Consider the following 19,102-nt stretch of genomic DNA (forward strand, 5'->3'; position numbering starts at 1 on the left):
ATTAAGCTTGAAATAAAAATTGCTGCTCAAACCTCAAACCAATCAACATGAAGATTATTTGAGCAAATTAATGAAAACGTTTTCACAAATGGGAATTTATCACCGGATATGTGGGCTGTCAACGCCAGACTTTCACAAACCGTATATATCACTCTACAAAAATCGCGAGTCACCTCAAAAATGCAAATTTTTTCATACTGCATGTTGCATCTCTCCAATGCCTTTGCTGAAATCAATTTCAGTCACGGCCCCTACTACTCTGCTGGTAATTCAACAGGATTTCAATTCAAATACTTGAACCGCCCTTGCCCGGCTGACGGTGTAAACAAGACTTTCCTCAGAGGTATCAAGCTATCAGGTCGGTAAGAATTTCTGTATCCGTTTATATTTTTTTGCGGATGCAATGCCCCACTTTAAAAATTCGTGCTATTCTGCGCTTGAAAAGGTTTTCATAAATGATGACCGGTTCCAATTAAAACTATTAACGAGACAGCCTGCCAACTCATTTGTCATTCATGACTGGTCATATCCTCCACAAAAGAGGATTCAGTACCGGCAGATATCAAGTGAGCACCATTTCATGCATCGCCCATGACGGGCTATGCATGAATGGAAACCAGCAGGCATGCCGCCTACTTATAAAGAAGCGTGCAGCCCATGATTACTGAGACAGAAGTCAATATCCCGCCAGCAAGCCCGGCCAGGAAATCACCCTTGTTCTGGGTGCCGACCACTTACTTTACGATGGCCCTGGCCTATATGATGCTGACCAATGTCAGCGCCATCATGTTCAAGAACATGGGCATGGACAATGGCAAGGCAGCTGAATATGCGAGTTACCTGATTCTCGCCTATACCATCAAGCCTCTGTTTGCCTCTTTTGTGGAAATGTACAAGACCAAGAAATTCTTTGTCATTTGCACGCAACTGATCATAGCCGTCGGCTTTGTCGGCGTCGCTCTGGTCATGTCCCTGCCGAACTACATGCTGATACTGATGAGCCTGTTCTGGGTCATTTCCTTCCTCGGAGCCACCCAGGATATTGCGGCTGACGGCGTGTATGTCACCTCGCTGAACAGCAAGGCACAATCCCTGTATTGCGGCATCCAGAGCCTGAGCTGGAATATAGGCCCCATCGTGGCGGCTGGTGGCCTGGTTTATTTGAGTGGCAAGTTACATACCGATTTTTTCCATCATGACCCCAAAGTATTTGGTGCGGACTGGATGGATGCCTGGCGCATCATTTTCCTCATCGTCGCGGGTGTCATGGCACTCATGGCAGCCTGGCATTTACGCACCATGCCAGATGGCGCGAAAGCAGAAAACACGCCCACTAACATGGGTGAGGCCCTGTTCATCTTGCGCGATTCTTTCGTCACTTTTTTCCAGAAACGCGATGTCTGGCTGATGATCGCTTTCGCCTTCCTGTTTCGCCTCAGCATAGGCTTCCTGGAAAAAATCGGCCCTTTCTTCATGGTTGATCCCGTTAGCAAGGGTGGCCTGGGTTTATCGAATGAAATGCTGGGTCTGACCTATGGCACGTATGGCCTGATCGCCGTTTTGCTCGGCTCTTTGCTCGGCGGCTGGTTTGTCGCCAAGCGTGGTTTGCAACCAACGCTTTTCATACTCTGCTGTGCAGTGAATATCCCGAATGCCAGTTTTTTGGTCATGAGCATCTTACAGCCAGAAAGCCTGTGGCTGATTACCGCCGGCGTTGCTATCGAAAAATTCTTCTTTGGCTTTGGCTCCGTCGGTTTCATGATCTACCTGATGCAGCAACTCGCACCCGGCAAATACACAACAACCCACTACGCCTTCGGCACCGGCCTCATGGGCCTGTGCATGATGGTCACCGGCGTCATCAGCGGCCATTTACAGCAATTGCTGGGTTATACAAATTATTTCATCTTCGTTATGCTGGCAACGATCCCCTCTTTTGCGGTATGCTGGTTTGCGCCCTTCCATCACAAAGAAGGGCAAACAGAAAACTGAATCAGTAGCACACAATAAAATAAAGGCGGCTCGTCCCAACCGTTCACGCTTTAACGTAACAAGTCCCCCACTTTCAATGCCGCCTCGTGCGGCATTTACTTTTGCGGGTTGCGGATAAAGTGAACAAATTCATTTGTTATAGACTCTTCACCAGTATCAAAGAAATATAAATCAAGGTCGCGTTGGTGTTGCCGTTGATCTTGGTGTTGTAGTTGCTTTTGAAGGTCGCAGTTCCCATGTGTCGATGCCTTTGCTGCATGACAGAAAATGGAAATAGAAAATCCGATGTTTGAGCGTAGCGAGTTTTCGGACTTTCCCATTTTTTGTCATGCAGCAAAGGGAACCCCGCAGGGGCAGCGACGCCTGGGTCGCCTTTTTGGCACAACTTTTTGGCGAAGCAAAAAGGTGTGTAGCTGCCGGTTTACCACCGGCCTCCAATCGCAAATTACGTATACGGATTTTAAAAATCTAATCCATAAACTCCCTCAAGGCTGAAATTAATAGACCTCTCGGTACACTAATAACGCCACTGGATTCCAGCCAAAAGCACGCTGGAATGACGCTATATAGATTGCCGTCATGCACTGATCAATCCACCAACCAAAGCCAGGCCCCCTCCAACTTCATATCAGAGCGTTTGACGAATAACATAAATACAGTAAATCCTTAGTGCCTCAATCAGAATCTACGCCAAACATAAATACGCAAAGCATCGATATAAGCAAACCGCATATACCCCAACAAATTTCCAAACTATGGCTATACTATCCCCATACTTGCCACTTTGACCTCAAATCAGTCTTACCCAAATGCAAGTAAATCATTTTCCAACTATGCTTAGTTGGAAAAATTCCTTAGCCTCAGGAGATGAAATAGCTAGCATAGCTGCCTCATAAACAAATGCTAAACCTGTCGCAACATATCGTATGCACCCAGGAGCACACTAAGATGACAAAACAAACTGATCCCGCAGTACTTGCGTTGATTGGCAATACGCCTATGGTCAAGGTTACCCGCTTTGACACAGGGCCATGTGAATTATTCCTCAAACTGGAATCACAAAACCCTGGCGGCTCCATCAAGGACCGCATAGGCAGGTCGATGATAGAAACAGCAGAACGCGAAGGCCGTCTGCAAGCAGGCGGCACCGTAATCGAAGCAACGGCTGGCAATACCGGCCTGGGCCTGGCACTGGTGGCGCGCGCCAAGGGTTACCGCGTGGTACTGGTCGTACCGGACAAAATGTCCACAGAAAAAATCCTGCACCTGAAAGCCATGGGTGCAGAAGTCCACATCACCCGCTCTGATGTAGGCAAGGGCCACCCTGAGTATTACCAGGACTATGCGGCACGCCTGGCCAAAGAGATACCCGGCTCCTACTTTGCCGACCAGTTCAATAACACAGCCAACCCACTCGCACATGAAACCACGACAGGACCAGAAATCTGGGCGCAGACTGATCACAGAATCGACGCCATCGTCGTTGGCGTAGGTTCGGGCGGCACGCTGACGGGCCTGACACGTTATTTCAACAAGGTCCAGCCAGCACTGGAATTTGTACTTGCTGACCCCAAAGGTTCGATACTGACTGAATATGTAGAGACAGGTAATATCAATGAAGTCAGCGGTTCCTGGGCGGTAGAAGGCATAGGCGAAGACTTTATCCCTGGCATTGCCGACCTCAGTTCGGTCAAGCATGCCTATACCATTGACGATGCTGAAAGCTTTGGCACAGCACGCGAACTGCTGCGCGCTGAAGGCATACTGGCAGGCTCTTCCACCGGCACCCTGCTAGCAGCAGCATTGCGTTATTGCCGCGCCCAGACCACGCCCAAACGCGTAGTCACCTTTGTCTGCGACACCGGCACACGCTATCTGTCCAAGGTGTATAACGATAACTGGATGACAGACCAGGGCTTGCTCAAGCGTAAAAACTATAACGATCTGCGCGATATCATCAGCCGCCGTTACGATGAAGGCGGCGTCATCAGCGTCAATGCCAGCGATACCCTGATGGTAGCGTTCAACCGCATGCGCAGTGCCGATATCTCGCAACTGCCCGTCATACGCGATGGCGCGATTATCGGTATCATTGATGAATCAGACCTGCTGTTGAAAGTATCTGCCGATGCCAGCCTGTTCCGCAGTGCCGTAGAAGACACCATGACCAGCCAGATAGAAACCCTGGCACCGGATGCCAGCATTGCTGCATTACGCGCAACGCTGGACCGCGGCCTGGTTGCCATCATTGCAGCCGACAAACCGGAAAAGCAGTTTTATGGCCTGATTACCCGCTTTGACCTCCTTAACCATATGCGCAGGACACTTTCATGAGCTATCCCGAATACAAGAAGCCTACCCACCCGCAAGCCTTTGGCACGCGTGTCATCCACGCCGGACAGTTCCCTGACCCGGTCACCGGCGCCATCATGCCGCCTATTTATGCGACATCCACCTTCGTGCAGGACAGCCCAGGTGTCCACAAGGGCCTGGACTATGGCCGCTCACACAATCCTACGCGCTGGGCGCTGGAACGTGCCGTAGCTGACCTCGAAGGCGGCGCGCAGGCATTTGCCTTTGCCTCTGGCCTGGCAGCGATAGCCACCGTGCTGGAAATCGTCGACAGCGGTGCCCATATCATCGCCGGTGACGATATGTATGGCGGCAGCTACCGCCTGTTTGAACGTGTACGCAAACGCAGCGCTGGCCTGCAGTTCACTTATGTGGACATGACCAAGCCGGAAGAAGTGCTGGCTGCGATACGCCCTGACACCAAGATGCTGTGGGTAGAAACACCAACCAACCCCATGCTGAAGCTGGCTGATCTGCGCGCGATTGCCAAAATCTGCCGCGAGCACAATATCATCGCCGTGGCTGACAATACTTTTGCCAGCCCAAAGGTACAACGTCCGCTGGAACTGGGTTTCGATATCGTCGTCCATTCCATGACCAAATACCTGAATGGCCACTCGGACATCATCGGCGGTATCGCCATCGTTGGTGGCGAAGCACATCAGGCTGATTGGCGCGAGCGTCTGGGCTTTTTGCAAAACTCCGTTGGCGCAATCGCCAGCCCCTTCGACAGCTTCCTCGCCTTGCGTGGCATCAAGACGCTCAATATCCGCGTCGAACGCCACAATTCAAATGGCCTGGACCTGGCACGCTGGCTGGAAAAACAGCCCAAGATCAAAAAGGTTTATTACCCAGGTCTGGAAAGCCACCCGCAACATGAGCTAGCCAAACAGCAGATGGATGGCTTTGGCGGCATCATTTCCATAGAACTTGACACCGACCTGGCAGGCGCACGCCGCTTCCTCGAACGTTGCGAAGTATTCGCCCTTGCTGAAAGTCTGGGTGGCGTAGAAAGCCTGATAGAACATCCGGCCATCATGACGCATGCAACGATCCCGGCAGAACAAAGAGCCAAACTGGGTATCACAGATTCATTCATACGCCTGTCGGTAGGCATAGAAGATGTGGAAGATTTAAGACAGGATTTGCAATCTGCGCTAGATGCGGTTTGACGTAGTCTGACGTAGTTTGATGTAATGTTGAACTAATGCCCCTGGCCTGGCAAACCAGGGGTAGTAAATTCAAGCAGCAAGCCGCCGCTGCCAAAATGCTTGATCTGCCCAGCGTTGTTCCTGCTGATACCAGACTTGCAGATGATTCACATAGGCTGCCTGTATGGAGCTTAGCTCAGCTATATAGCCAGCTCGCGCATCAGCATCATAATGCGACACCGCCTCCGCTGCTGCCAAGCCAGTATATAAGGCATTGAAAACACCCTGTGAAGACAGCGGATCAAAACTCAGCGCAGCATCACCGATGGCCAGCCAATTGGAACCGGCAAACTGTTCCAGCACTGCAGTATGGGCAGCACAATATCCATGCTGCTGTCCTGGCACAAAACCATATTCATCAAGACAGGCTGACAATTGCGGATTCTGACGCAGGCGCTGCAATAGCCCTTGCTGATGGTTGCAGGCTGCTGCTGGTAAATCAGCATCAGTGTAGAACGCCACAATGCGGCCTTGCCCTGGCAGGGATGAGCTATACCACCAGCCTCCTGCCTCCGCACTGATGTGACTTGAGCCTGCTGTATTGTCAGTGTCTCGGCCCACCAGCCAGCTGCACACCAGTTTATCCGTGGATTTGCGGGCTATGCCCAGTTGCCGCGTTAGTAGAGATTTTCTGCCGCTGGCATCGATCAGCATTCTGGTTTCAACCTGCACGGTCTTGCCCTGCACGGCAATGACAGCATCCCAATATTCCGGATTGCTTTTTGCCGGAGCAAAAGACAGCAGCTTGCTTTGCCTCAGCAAAGCTGCGCCACGTTCTTGCGCGACATCCTGCAGCCAGCAATCAAAACGGTGACGATCAAGATACCAGCCATGTCCATCGAGATTGCGCATGGCATCCTGCTCGGTCGCCAGATCACTGCCCCAGTGACTGATGTTCAGATGCGCAGCCTGATGACCTTGCTGCAAAAATGCTTCATACAAACCCATGTCAGCCAGCAGCTTACCGGCTGCGGCCGGCAGGGATTCACCTACGCGCATAGCTGCTGGCGGTGATGCTTCCAGCATGACTACCTTTTGAAACGGTGCCAGGTTCAGGGCAAAAGCAGAGCCCGCAGGCCCTGCCCCTAAGACCAATGCATCTATCTGCAACGTTCCCACGTCTAACGATGCAAACCACGCGGGAAGCGGCGTACTTTTTCTATCGTCATGATATCGACAGATTCAGCATTCGTCACTTCTGCCGCGCCTACCCTGGCATGCTCCTCATGTGCGACGTGCTGAGCATTTGGCGCTGGCATGTCGGCGATAGGTATATGCTGGTCTTCGACTTCAAATTCAGCGGGGAAGTGCTGATGATCTGCCGGGCCGGGATGCACTTCCACCACACCGAGATGATCAAAATGGCGGATCATATTATTGATCTGGTCGGTATAGCTGGTGCTGCCCAGCGGGTTGATCCAGGAGGCACGGTTGGCGAATGCGGCCAGCCTTTCACCCAGCGGCTTTTTCTCATCTATGACGACGGCATAGTTTTGCTTGGTCAAAACCTGGTTGGGTACGCGCGCTGGCCAGAAGCTCGGCACGTACGGGTCATAAGACTTATCGTAACCAGAGCGGCAGCTTGCCGTATCCGTCTGCCAGGGTACGGCCATCCAGCGTGTGATGCCGCCAGCCTGCTGGCCGTACAAGGGGCCGTTTGGTATGGTGACGCCGTCGCTGGTCAGTATCTCACCCAGGCCAGGTGCAATCCAGCCATCAAGTGCATGAGCAAAGCGGAACGGTGCCATATACATGGTGCTGGCACGCACTGGCCAGGTCATTTCGCAGCCGGGGTGGAAGGCGTCAGCGAGGCAAAAGTCCAGCGCTGCCTGTGTCAGGGTATCGCCCTGCTGCTCCAGCGGCACCTGGTCTATGCGTTCAGCATGTTTGCGATCGGGGTCATAATCTTCTACAAAATTACCCTCGGCCCATTCCATCAGCATGGCCAGTTGGGTGGCTGTCAGCGAGGCATTTTGCCTTGATGTTTGCGCAGCGGGGATAGCCATGGCATCGCCATACAACCACGGCCAAGGCTTTGGTGACCAGGAATCGACTTCATAGTTGCGGAATTGATTGGCAATGGTGCGGCGCAATTCTACATAGGCGGTATTGGTACTCGCCAGGCGCGACAATGCCTGTGCACTCGTGAGGTCCACCATCCCTTTCCAGCCAAAGCCTGCATTGAAGCCAGCATTCACCCATTGCAAGCCATTCAGGCGTTCAAACAGCGGCAGGATGTCGAAAGTAAAGCTGGGCCGTTTAGGCTTGGGCAAAGTACCGGCAGTAATGGCGACATCGCGCATCAAATCCCACATGGTGCGTACTGATTTTCTTTGCGGCGCATAGTTGGGTGGTGCGACCACGACCCAGGACGGCTCTACCATCAATTCCAAACCGTCATAGACAACCTTGGCGTTGATGGGGCCGTCAGAAGTATCATCATGCCAGCCCTCATTATTGGCAAAGGTGATGGCGCGGCTATTATCGTACGAGGCTGATACACCATGCCCACCCAATACAATCAAGCGACCTTGTTCATCGGTAAAAGCTTCGCCAAGATACACAGGCTTGCCCATGAATTTGCCATCATCAAAGCGCTGTGGCTTGGATTTTTTGCCGCTGACTTTTCTTTGTTTGGGTGTGATCGACAACATGGTCCTGTCCGGCACTGCCGCATTGCGCAAGGTGGTTTGCGGCGCAGAGGCGGCTTCAGGGATATCCAGCGCCAGTTGGAAGCCATACCAGGCTGACTTGGTATTGGCCAGTTGCACTTGCCACTCTACTTTTGCATTGTCGGCATTGAGTTCCTTGACGATCTCGCCTTTGGCATTCACGCCATAGACGCGGAACCTGGCTCCCTGGCGTTTGAGTTTTTTATGGGCGTCACGGTAATAGCCCGGTGCCTCTGGTTTTGGATAAGGTACTTCTGGCCCCAAAAACCATTCCTTCTCACTGGTGCCTACACGCGCCACACCTATGGACGGGTAAATCACGGCCTTGACGATGCAAGTGTCCTTGACTAGGGGCTCTGCTTTTGCTTGGCCTACCGCATGAAAGGGGCAGCCCGCAGTTGGGGAGCGCGGCTCGCGCGGGTCTTGCAGGCTCTGGCCATTGGCTTCATGTCTGGCATCGGCACCTGCTGCATAGACGACTTTGCGCGCCTCGGCGATGGAACCTACCGGTGCCTGTGCTGGCGGCACGCGCCAGATATTGAAGGCCAGGCCTTGGCCATATTCAGACTGACCACGCACACTGATATCCTGCTGCGGCAAGATCAAGGTGGCGACATGGATGAAGGGGCTTTCAGATTCCGGCCATTCCACCGTTGCCTCATCCAGCGGCATGGTCTTGGGATTGGTACGCAGTTGTACCATGAAGCGGAACTGGTATTCACGCTTGGCCAAACGGTTGCACATATCGACTGCCAGATAATCGCGCTCATCATTCGGCACATTCTCTGGCGGAGTGACAGGCTCCAGACGGTATTTGACGTATTCTTTTTTCCCGGCCTGGAAAGGCAGAATGGCCCAGTAAGTCGTGGTCAGGGTACTGCCCTCGACCTTTTCCATCTGGTCCAGTATTTTTGCAGTCTTGGGATGTTTTTTCAGGTAGCCGGGGTAATCCTGCGCAACCACACCAGCATAAGTGAACTCCACCATCTCCTTGGCATTATCGACAAAGAAGACCGGGAAGTTTTGCATGATGAAGTCAGCCGTGTCGCCACCATCACCCAGCGCCTTAGGACCGGGCACGCCAAACAGTTTGATACCTATGCCCAAAGTCGAATACAGGTCAGGTGAAGTTGGCGTGGTGTCACTGGAAAACCTGACCCAGGCATCCAGGCTCTCATGCGCAAAAACACCGACCTTGAGTTTGGCCGGTATTTTCTTTTCCATGACCAGCCTGGCGCTGGCAACCCCATGCAATTTGCGGAACACCGCACGCTCCGCCGGACGCTGGCCCAGCCTGATGCGGTTACCTTGCGCAATACCGACAAACAGCTCTGTCAGACGCTCAGGCGCCTGATTGGCCTGGTCAAAACATGGCGGAATGGGGTCTTGATCTTTGCTCATACACTGTCTCCCTTTTTGTACTGAATGCGCAATTGCTAGCTTTAGCTGGTGCGCATTGTTGATGCGGACATTTGCCGGACGCGCACAGCAAGGCTTGTCCAGCAAACATGAATATCAGGAATGCAGGATGATTATTTGATAATATTAAATTTTCGTCAAGTTTAGATGAGCGCGAATGTGCACTTTTGACAAAACTTGACGATGTTGGTTTGGGGCATTAACTCAAAATGCCCCCGAACCAAAGATGGAAGAAAACTATTTCGCCCCGACTTCACCCGTCATCAGACGATTGAAATAGACCGTACCCTGCCCCTTGCGCAAGCCATACAACTGCGCCGGGCGATTGCTGCCCAAGCGCCACTTGCCCGGCAACTCTTCGAGGAAATCACCTTCCCGGATGCGCTTGCGAAACGCGCTCTTGTCCACCAGACGCCCCAGCAAGACCTGGTACACGCGCTGTAATTCAGACAGCGTGAATTCTTCCGGCAATAGATGCGCTGGCAAAGACGTGTATTCCACCTTGTTGCGCAGGCGCTGGACGGCAATATCCAGGATTTGCGCATGATCAAAGGCTAGCTTGGGCAAGCCCTTGTCCGACTCAACCGGGCACCATCGTACCGCATCGGCATTGCCGCCGTGGCTGAGTGTGATGCGGTCAGAAGAAATCAGGGCAAAGTAAGCAAAGGTAGTGGACCAGCCACGCGGATCACGGTTGCGACTGCCAAAGCCTTGCAATTGCTCAAGATAAGGCGCCTCGACCCCGGTTTTTTCCTTGAGTTTGCGCAGGGCGGCACCGTCCAGGTCGATATCATTGTGAACATCAATAAAGCCACCAGGCAAACTCCACTGCCCCTTGCAGGGATGGTCACCACGCTTGACCAGCAAGACTTGCAAAGCCTGTTCCCTGATCGTGAAAATCACCAGATCCACACTCGTCAAAGGCACATCATAGTCATGGATATTGTAATTGAGCAGAAATTCTTTTTCGCTTTGCTTAGCAGTCGCCATGCTTTTCCCCCTGAGTATTCAATACCATCATTGTAAGCGATAGCTAGATTTAGTACAAATCCGTCACTAAGTTCGTAAATATTTAAAACTAACTTAGTTGAAATTTACAACAAAGTATCTTATATTACAGTCAGGACGAAACAAAACCGAGAACGATATGGAACTCAATAACTACGGTGCAGGCGTATTTGGCATCAAAAACTTTATCACTGAAGAAGAATGCGAACGCATGATCTTTACCAGTGAACAAATGGGCTATGAAGAAGCCATGATACAGACTGGCACAGGCATGCGCATGTATAAAGATGTGCGTAATAATGACCGTGTTATCTTTGATGACAAAGTCCTGGCAGCTGCCATATTTGAAAGAGCAAAACTGTTCCTGCCTGCAGAATTGAAGGAATGGACTTTGCTGGGCCTGAATGAACGCTTTCGCTTTTACCGGTATGAAGAAGGTCAATACTTCAAATGGCATAAGGATGGCAATTATGCCCGCAACGAAGATGAGGTCAGCTTTTTGACTCTGCTGATTTATCTGAATGGTGACTACACTGGCGGCAGCACATCCTTTCGCTGGGAAACTATACAGCCAGAAAAAGGCATGGCGCTGGTTTTCCCGCATATGATGTTGCATCAGGGTGCACCTGTCGAAAGCGGCGTCAAATATGTCTTGCGCACGGATGTCATGTACCGCAAGGCAGCAGCTACAGATGCACCTGCAGCATAATGGTGGTCAGTCATATGGAAGTGCATGACCATGGCTCGGGCGTGCATAGCATCAAAGGCTTTTTGACTGAAGAAGAATGCAGGCGCATGATAGCTTGCAGCGAGCAAATGCAGTATGAAAAAGCTGCTATACAGGTCAAAACTGGGATAAGCGGGAAAGATCAGGTACGCAATAATGACCGCATCATTTTCGACGACACCACGCTTGCAGCGTCGATTTTTGAACGCGCCCGTATGGTGTTGCCGGCGCAATTAAAGGAATGGAAGTTGTCAGGTCTGAATGAGCGCTTCCGTTTTTATCGCTATGAAGCTGGCCAGTATTTCAAATGGCATCATGATCTCAATTTCAAAAGATCAGAAACCGAAAGCAACTACTTTACCTTGCTGATTTACCTGAATGCAGGTTATGCAGGCGGCCATACTGCATTCCGCTTTGCCGACATCAAACCTGAACCTGGCATGGCACTGCTTTTCCCTCACTTGATACCGCATCAGGGTACTGCTATTGATGCTGGCATTAAATATGTCTTGCGTACCGACGTCATGTACAAGAAGATGGCAGAATGTCATTAAGAGGATAGGCGCAATAGGTTGCGTCGGATAAAACCTCCGTGGATATCTGCCATTTTTACACCAGGAGTTTGCCAGGCATGGTCGTCAGTCAATTCAAACCAGGTTTTCTAGCCTTGTTACTTGTCTTTACCCACTTATGCGCGCAAGCAGGCAGCGACGACGTGGCAAAAGCAAATACCAGCAGACTGAAACAATTGAAAGTAGCAGAGCTAGCGCTGCAAGAGGCTGCCACCAAGACTTATCGCGACGACAAGGCAAAACGACTGGTGCTTAATTCGAAATATATGTCGCTGGGATTGCATCGCTCCCTGGCTGGCGATCTCGATGGCGCGGTCGCAGCATTCAATCAGATGCCAGTGGACGACATACCTGCCACCAAAGAAGAATTCGATAGCATCAGCAATGCCAAAGCCGAAGACGCTATTGCTGCCGTAGTCCGAGAAGCCAAAAAGACACAAGTAGTCATTTTGAATGAAGCGCATCATGTCCCCATGCACAGGGCTTTTGCGATGAAACTGGCGCGGGAATTAAAAAAGGCAGGTTATAGCTATATGGCCTGCGAAGCCTTCAATTTATATGACGATTTTCCTTTGCAAAAACAATACGTCAGCGAAAGCACGGGTGCCTATACATCAGAAGCTACCTATGCCAATTTCTTGCGCGATGCCATGCACAATCAATGGAAGTTTGTCAGCTACGAGCCAGTTAATGGACCGCGTGAATCAGGCATGGCGAAGAACCTGGTGCAAAAAATCTTCAGGCAAGACCCAAAGGCAAAAGTCTTCATCTATGTAGGTTATAGCCACGCCTATGAATTTCCGGTAGCAGAGACTGATGACGATAAATCCAAAATGGCGGCGCAATTAAAAAGACTGACGGGTATCAATCCACTGACGATAGACCAGACCGCCATGTATGAGCACGTCGATTCAACACGGCAAAGCAAGTTGTATAAAGCTGCTGTTGCCAGGATGGTGCAAGATAAACCCTTTGTTCTCAAATCTGGCGGGCAGCAATATATTAAACTGGGCATCAATAACAAATTCGTCGATATGCAGGTCATTTACCCTGCATATTCCACCAGCCCCGTCAATGGCAGAGCCAGTTGGCTGACTACACTGGCGGGTTTTACACCCAGGGATATTCCAAAAGAATTACTACCGGTCACAGGGCGCCGCCTGATCTATGCCTACCACAAGTCAGAACCGGCAAATGGTATGCCTGCCGATGTAGTGATGGTGCAAACAGGAAAAACACCGCCTAAATTGATGCTGCCACCGGGCGAGTTCCGGTTTGCTTTTGAAGATTAAATGGGCTCAGGATGACAAGCTGCATCAAGATTTTTTCTTATAGTTACGGATTGCCAGGTCCTTTCCCCCTGAGATCAAACTGATACAGACCAAACAAGCCTTGGCGAACTTTCACGGTCAAGGCTTCATCGATATTCTTGCTGCACCAGTATTTTCTGGCATGGTAAGGATATTCAACCACAGGAAGATTCTTGTCTTCAGGCAGCAAATTCAGGCAACTTGCATCACGGTGGTATCTGGCTTCCAGCAAAGGGCCGCCCACCATTTGATTAATGCGAATACCTCCTACATAGCTGGTAACGCCAAACACCAACCCGCTCAGGATCGCCAGGCCAATAACATTACTACGCGGGATGAATTCGTGTTTGCTTGCCTTGAACATTAAGCCCATCAGCACGACCGCACAAGTCGCGCCAAAAACAATATGTGGCAAAAAATAATGAAGGTCAAAGAAGGCATATTCTTCATGTTGCAGCATCGTATCGACGAAACTGTAGGCGATCAAAATTGCAATCCCAAACAATAATTTTTTTGTTGCGGAATGTTTCGTCAAATCGAAATTTGCTTCTACAAGCTGACTATTGGCGGGGTATTTATCCAGGATTTTTAATTCACGAAAAACTGCCAACAAGTCTGGGACTGCGTTCCCACTATTCACATTACTGCCTGTATTTTGCAACTGCCAATCTTTAAGCCTGATATTCAGGAAACTTGCGCCAGATTGGGGGCGTAACTGAATAAGCTGAAAACGCTCAACATAAGTTGCATCTTTGAGTTCTGTCCAAGCTATATCTTTTTCAAGAAAGCCAAGGATAGCCCATTTACTCTTTGGCGGAAGTTTTAAACGCACACCCGCATCATCTATGTACAAACTGGCAGAGCGATAAAAGATTTTTGCAACATCATCAAAGGCGATCAATGGTATAAGAACGAGGACTGCAGCCGGAGGAAATGACACATCTGCCAGAATACGAATGAGCATCTCCGGTTTTAGCAAATTCTGATACAACATCCAAATAAAAAATGCGATAAAAGGAAACAATAACAGTGTGCCAAATAACAAACGCTTGACCCAGATATGTTTATCTTGCTTCTGGACGAATACATATCTAGCAGGCATGGTTGATATATTGTTCTATCGTTGAAGATTTACATTCGAATCAGCTGTTTCTGTACGTAATGGCACAGACACTGGCCTCAGTAGTACGGATTTAAAGAGCAGGCATTTGCTACACAACCAATGGCAGCCAGCATCAGGATTTTTGTTTGTAGTCGCGAATTGCCTTTGTCTGCTCTCGTAAATCAAATTGATAAGAGTTAAACAAACCTTTGCGCACCTTAACGGTCTGGACTTCATCAATGCCCCTGCTGCACCAATAATCCGTGGTCATGTCGGTATATTCAACCACTGGAAGACTTTTATCTTCCGGCAGTAATTTCAGACATTTTTCATCCCGATGGTATTTGGCTTCCAGCAAGGGGCCACCTGCAAGTTGATTAATGCGTACACCTCCAACATAACTGGCGACACCAAATGTTATCGCAGCCATCATCGCCAGCGCAGCGACGATACCCGGGGGAATATAATCCCGCACCCTGGCCTTGAGTAACAAACCAGCCACAATCGCCGCAGCGGACATGGCTGCCAATTCATGTGGGCCGGGCTTGAAAAAAGCATAGCCTTCGTGTTGCAGCATGCTATCCAGGAAGCTGTATATCACCAGACCGCCCATCAGCAGTAGCAATTTTTTTGTTGCAGGGTGTTTCATCAAATCAAAGGTGGCTGCATCAAAACTGTTATCTTTGGAAAAAGATTCAAAGACCTCCAACTCACGAAACAGCCTGATCAAATCAGGCTCAGCATTCCTGGTGTTGAGCGTGGTATCCGGCTTTTGTAACTGCCATTCTTTTACTCTGATACTCACGGGCTGCATTGTCGGTGTTGAGCGCAAATGAATGAGCCCGAAACTTGACAGATAGGTGACACTCTTCACGTCAGCCCAGAGAATTTTTCTTTCAAGGAATTTCATTATTGCCGGACCTTGACCTGGCAGCTGCTCCAGTCGCACACCGGAGCTATCCACAATTAATCTGGCGGTACGAAAAAACTTCTGTATCGCAAAATGGAAGACAAAACCTAAGGGAATGCCCACTAAAGTAATTAGTGATTGTGGAGCGATCTTCTTGTAATCCCCGAGCTTTACCAGGTCCCAATATTTGAGCCAAAAAAGCCCAGCGAGCAGGCTCAATGTGAGCGCGGATAGCAACAGCAATAATATCCAGGAATATTGATTTTTCTTCCAGGTGAACACATAAGTTTCGGGCACAGTTTTCATCATATCCAGAGGCAGGATTCGGCATGCAAAATTAGCTTCAGGCACGCATGATGTCACAGATAGATACTTGCCACAACTTCAATTCATTTTTGATATCGCGAACGCAATAACTGCAGCATCGCCATATTCAATTCCCAGGCATCTGATACGACCTGGTTTGTATAAGGCAGGCTCTGTGTGTAGGGCGATGGCCCAAACTCTGGCGTCAATGTGATCTGCTGTTTGCCTGACGCGCGTTGTTGGCTGATGATAGCGTCCCACCAGGACAAATGCTGCTGCAAGGCCGCTGCATGTTCAGGTGCGCGGAAATCATTGACTTGTGGTCCCTGGCTATGGCCTACGCGGGCATGGATGTGGCGCACATGAGGGAATACTTTTTCCAGTATATGCACCTGGTCTTCGAGCAGGGATTCACAGGCACAACACCAGTGTGAGAGGTCTGCATTGAGTTGCAATTGTGGGCGCTGCTCCAAATAGGGTAAGAGCAACATGGGATGTCCACTGAAGCGGCTGCGGTGGATTTCGTGGACGATGGCGATACCGGTTTCGGCAGCTATCTCGTCAGCCAGGTCCAGCAATTCATTATTTTGCGCCTGACTGTAAAAGTCCTTGCCGGTATGAGTGTTAACGAACAGGGGTTTTGCTGCGCAGGCATTGCGCAACAAATCACCCAGCGCTTGCTTGTGTGCAGAAAAATCGCTGTGAAAAACCGTCTCCCATTGCTGGGAGATGAGCTTTAGGCCTGCGTAGTCAATCGCACTGGTCCACGCATCGCGTTCGGCCACATCCATGGGCAAGGACATTTCTATGCCATCAAAACCGGCTTCCAGCACCTTGGCAATGAAAGCTTCACGGCTCAAGTGAGCACTGCCCCAGTGCGGGGCGAAAATCAATACTTCAGAATTCATCATGAGCTACTCAAACAAAACCACGCACCGGGAAACTGGCGTCGCGCTGTATCCAGTTTTGTGGTGAATAATTGGTCGTGCCATCGGTCACATGCAGGGTATAGGCATGGCGTGAAACTGCTGAGCGATTAGGCGCGCTGTAATGTGGCAACAGACCGTGGAAGCACACCAGGCTGCCTGCCTTGACTTCCAGCGGGATGGCCGTGCTGTCATCTGGCCAGGGCATGCTGTCGAGCTTTTCTACCCGCACCTGATCGCCTTCACGCACGAAGCGTTCGCGCATGGGTGTGCGGTGACCGCCCGGTTCTGCCCACATGCAGCCATTTTCCAGTGTCGCATCTTCGAGTGCAAACCAGAAGGTGGTCACGCTAACCGGATCAGTTTCAAAATACGTTGCATCCTGATGCCAGCGCACTTCACCACCTATGCTAGGCTGCTTGAAGATATACATGGACTGGTAAATCTGTGGCAGTTGCAGACCTAATTGCTCAGCTACTTTTGCCAAAGCAGTACCGCGCGAAAATGCGCTGAAGACAGGATCAAGATCATGTATCGCATGACCTATCTTGTTGATGGACACTGACTTGGCCTGACGCAGATTACCTTGCTCATCGAAGGCTTCTTCTTCAAAAAAACAACTGATGTTATTGGCAGAATTGAGGAAGTAATGATCGACCTTCTTTTCCTGCTCCTTGGTCGTGAAGATGGATTTGGAAGAAGCAGGATCAAATTCATCAACGATTTTGGCTGCACGCTCACGCAGGGCAGAGATTTCATTGGCATTCTTGAAATTGGGGACGACGACGTAGCCATCTTGCTGAAATTGCTGGATTTGTTGTGCGTTGAGCATGCTGACTCCTGGCTGTGAATGCGGGGAAACAAAAGACAATCACCTATCTTGACGCCTTTGCTTGATCTGCATCAAGTGTAGCGAGTTTCATTTGTTGCGCACAATACCCACAATGATTGACAGATTGTATTCAATCTATAGACAATGGCTTTCATGGACCAACTAAAAGCAATGGAAATCTTTGTCGAAGTAGCAAGGCAGCGCAGTTTTAGCGCCGCCGGACGCCACTTGGGCATTAGCCGTGCCATGGTCAGCAAGCACATCATGCAACTCGAAGCTGAACTGGGCGCACGGCTGCTACACAGATCGACCCGTGAAGTCAGCCTGACCGAGTTGGGGCAGGCCTACCTGGAACCTTGCAGCGCCAGTGTAGAGCATGCACGCCAGGCAAGGCTGGTGGTCAGCCAGGCGGGCAATGAACTGGCTGGTGGCATACGCATACAGGCACCGAATAGCTTTGGCAGCGATTGGCTGGCCGATGCACTGGCTCGTTTTACCTTGCTGCATCCCATGCTGCAGCCGACCCTGCATGTCGATGACAATCTGCTGGACCCGTTCAAACATGGCTTTGACCTCAGCATACGGGTTGGTGGCATACCCGACAGCCCCGGCTTGCATGCACGCAGACTGGCCCCCTGTCGCGGTCTGTTGTGCGCCAGCCCGGCTTATCTGGCAGAGCATGGCATGCCAGCGCACCCTACAGAATTGAACCGGCACCGCTGCCTGCACTTCAGCCATCTTACTCAGGGCAATACCTGGCATTTTGAACGGGATGGTGAAACCCTGGCGGTCGATATCACACCCGGTTTTGCCTCAAACAATGGCAAGGTCTTGCACCAGGCCGCCCTGCGCGGGCTGGGGATAGTGTATGACACGACTTTTCTTGCATGGCGTGATTTGATCGAAGGTAATCTGGTCACAGTTTTGCCAGGGTGGGCCTTGCCTTTGAATGACTTCACCGCGCTTTATCCCGCTACCCGCAAAGTCAGCCCCAAGGTGCGGGCGTTGATTGATTTTCTGGTGGAAGAGTATCAACCTGTGCCGGAATGGGATAAGGCCTTACTCGCTGCCGGGCTCTTGTAAAATAGAGTATTAATCAATACAGACAGGCCATATGGATTCAGGTTATTGGAAGCTCGTGCACTGGAAAAAAATACCAGTTTACGCACATTGGACTATCCTGCTTTGGTTTCCCTGGGTTTTGATACAGGGAATGAAGCTGGTCTGGCTACTCCCTGGCTTCCTGGCATTCGTCACGATACTGCTCTTCCATGAATTTGGTCACGCGATTGCGGCAAGATATACAGACACTAAAGTTTATGCGATCAGACTATTTCTGATGCATGGTGAATGCACGCATGAGACGCCGTATTATGAATCGGAAGATATTTTAATTGCCTGGGGCGGCGTGCTCGGGCAGTTGTTGCTCCTGATATTGGCTGTTGTAGCGCAATATCTGCTGTTCTATTTTTCACCCATGTGGATGTTTCAATTGTCCCCGGTGTTCGATGTGCTGACCAAAACCAATCTGATCATCATCGCCTTCAATTTAATCCCGGTGAAGCCTTTGGATGGTGTCATCGCATGGCGGATCATCCCTTTCGTTTTACTGAAAATCCGTACGAGGAAAGTGGGTACCTTGTCCAGATTTGCCAAACGTCAGCAACCATCTGAAAATAAAACTGAAAAGCAAACAGAAGAGCAAAATGCAGACAAGATAGCCAAAGATTTATTTGACCGGCTTAAAAAGTAAGCCGTATTTC

15 protein-coding genes are annotated in these 19,102 nt (G+C 50.4%); 8 read left to right on the forward strand and 7 right to left on the reverse strand.

Features of this window, described 5'->3' with window-relative positions; translation table 11 throughout:
• Positions 1-657 precede the first annotated feature (657 nt).
• The 3 genes from ACO0LI_RS00135 (at position 658) to ACO0LI_RS00145 (ending at position 5,516) form a co-directional block, all read left to right on the forward strand.
• Positions 658-1,992 carry an MFS transporter gene (locus ACO0LI_RS00135; RefSeq protein ID WP_423029992.1) on the forward strand — a complete coding sequence of 445 codons (1,335 nt, stop codon included), beginning with the start codon at positions 658-660 and terminating at the stop codon, positions 1,990-1,992.
• 948 nt (positions 1,993-2,940) lie between these two features.
• On the forward strand, positions 2,941-4,326 hold the full coding sequence (locus ACO0LI_RS00140; RefSeq protein ID WP_423029994.1) for a pyridoxal-phosphate dependent enzyme: 1,386 nt from the start codon (positions 2,941-2,943) through the stop codon (positions 4,324-4,326).
• The gene (locus ACO0LI_RS00145) at positions 4,323-5,516 is read left to right on the forward strand and encodes a trans-sulfuration enzyme family protein (protein ID WP_422949367.1); all 1,194 of its coding nucleotides are present in this window, start codon (positions 4,323-4,325) and stop codon (positions 5,514-5,516) included. Before ACO0LI_RS00140 ends, ACO0LI_RS00145 begins: the two co-directional genes overlap by 4 nt.
• 69 nt (positions 5,517-5,585) lie before the next feature.
• Here ACO0LI_RS00145 and ACO0LI_RS00150 read toward each other — a convergent pair whose 3' ends face one another.
• From ACO0LI_RS00150 to ACO0LI_RS00160, 3 genes are all read right to left on the reverse strand, one after another.
• A complete protein-coding gene (locus tag ACO0LI_RS00150) occupies positions 5,586-6,674 on the reverse strand; it encodes a tryptophan 7-halogenase (RefSeq protein WP_422949368.1) in 1,089 nt (362 codons plus the stop codon).
• A 2-nt stretch (positions 6,675-6,676) separates the two neighbouring features.
• Positions 6,677-9,628: a LodA/GoxA family CTQ-dependent oxidase gene (locus tag ACO0LI_RS00155; protein ID WP_423029996.1), complete on the reverse strand. Its 2,952-nt coding sequence runs from the start codon at positions 9,626-9,628 to the stop codon at positions 6,677-6,679.
• 255 nt (positions 9,629-9,883) lie between these two features.
• The gene (locus ACO0LI_RS00160) at positions 9,884-10,636 is read right to left on the reverse strand and encodes an NUDIX hydrolase (protein ID WP_423029998.1); all 753 of its coding nucleotides are present in this window, start codon (positions 10,634-10,636) and stop codon (positions 9,884-9,886) included.
• 157 nt (positions 10,637-10,793) lie between these two features.
• Between ACO0LI_RS00160 and ACO0LI_RS00165 the strand changes: the two genes are divergently transcribed.
• The 3 genes from ACO0LI_RS00165 (at position 10,794) to ACO0LI_RS00175 (ending at position 13,245) form a co-directional block, all read left to right on the forward strand.
• Positions 10,794-11,363, forward strand: a complete 570-nt coding sequence (locus ACO0LI_RS00165; protein ID WP_423030000.1) for a 2OG-Fe(II) oxygenase — start codon at positions 10,794-10,796, stop codon at positions 11,361-11,363.
• Positions 11,363-11,935: a 2OG-Fe(II) oxygenase gene (locus ACO0LI_RS00170; RefSeq protein ID WP_423030002.1), complete on the forward strand. Its 573-nt coding sequence runs from the start codon at positions 11,363-11,365 to the stop codon at positions 11,933-11,935. The genes ACO0LI_RS00165 and ACO0LI_RS00170 overlap by 1 nt, the downstream gene beginning before the upstream one ends.
• Positions 11,936-12,012: 77 nt before the next feature.
• Positions 12,013-13,245 (forward strand): hypothetical protein, encoded by a 1,233-nt coding sequence (locus tag ACO0LI_RS00175; RefSeq protein WP_423030004.1) that lies wholly within the window; start codon positions 12,013-12,015, stop codon positions 13,243-13,245.
• Between the two features lie 43 nt (positions 13,246-13,288).
• On the opposite strand, the gene ACO0LI_RS00180 is transcribed toward ACO0LI_RS00175, so the two are convergent.
• From ACO0LI_RS00180 to ACO0LI_RS00195, 4 genes are all read right to left on the reverse strand, one after another.
• Positions 13,289-14,365, reverse strand: a complete 1,077-nt coding sequence (locus ACO0LI_RS00180; RefSeq protein ID WP_423030006.1) for a hypothetical protein — start codon at positions 14,363-14,365, stop codon at positions 13,289-13,291.
• 133 nt (positions 14,366-14,498) lie between these two features.
• Positions 14,499-15,572 carry a hypothetical protein gene (locus tag ACO0LI_RS00185; RefSeq protein ID WP_423030008.1) on the reverse strand — a complete coding sequence of 358 codons (1,074 nt, stop codon included), beginning with the start codon at positions 15,570-15,572 and terminating at the stop codon, positions 14,499-14,501.
• Positions 15,573-15,664: 92 nt separating this feature from the next.
• Entirely contained in the window at positions 15,665-16,492 is an 828-nt protein-coding gene (locus ACO0LI_RS00190) for a sugar phosphate isomerase/epimerase family protein (RefSeq protein ID WP_423030010.1), read from the reverse strand.
• Between the two features lie 7 nt (positions 16,493-16,499).
• A complete protein-coding gene (locus tag ACO0LI_RS00195; RefSeq protein WP_423030012.1) occupies positions 16,500-17,339 on the reverse strand; it encodes a phytanoyl-CoA dioxygenase family protein in 840 nt (279 codons plus the stop codon).
• A gap of 153 nt (positions 17,340-17,492) precedes the next feature.
• Between ACO0LI_RS00195 and ACO0LI_RS00200 the strand changes: the two genes are divergently transcribed.
• Positions 17,493-18,422, forward strand: a complete 930-nt coding sequence (locus tag ACO0LI_RS00200) for a LysR family transcriptional regulator (RefSeq protein WP_423030014.1) — start codon at positions 17,493-17,495, stop codon at positions 18,420-18,422.
• A gap of 31 nt (positions 18,423-18,453) precedes the next feature.
• A complete protein-coding gene (locus ACO0LI_RS00205; protein WP_423030016.1) occupies positions 18,454-19,092 on the forward strand; it encodes a hypothetical protein in 639 nt (212 codons plus the stop codon).
• Positions 19,093-19,102: the final 10 nt, after the last annotated feature.

This window comes from Undibacterium sp. Tian12W (genome assembly GCF_049339405.1).
In the GTDB taxonomy this organism is placed as follows: Bacteria; Pseudomonadota; Gammaproteobacteria; order Burkholderiales; family Burkholderiaceae_D; genus Undibacterium.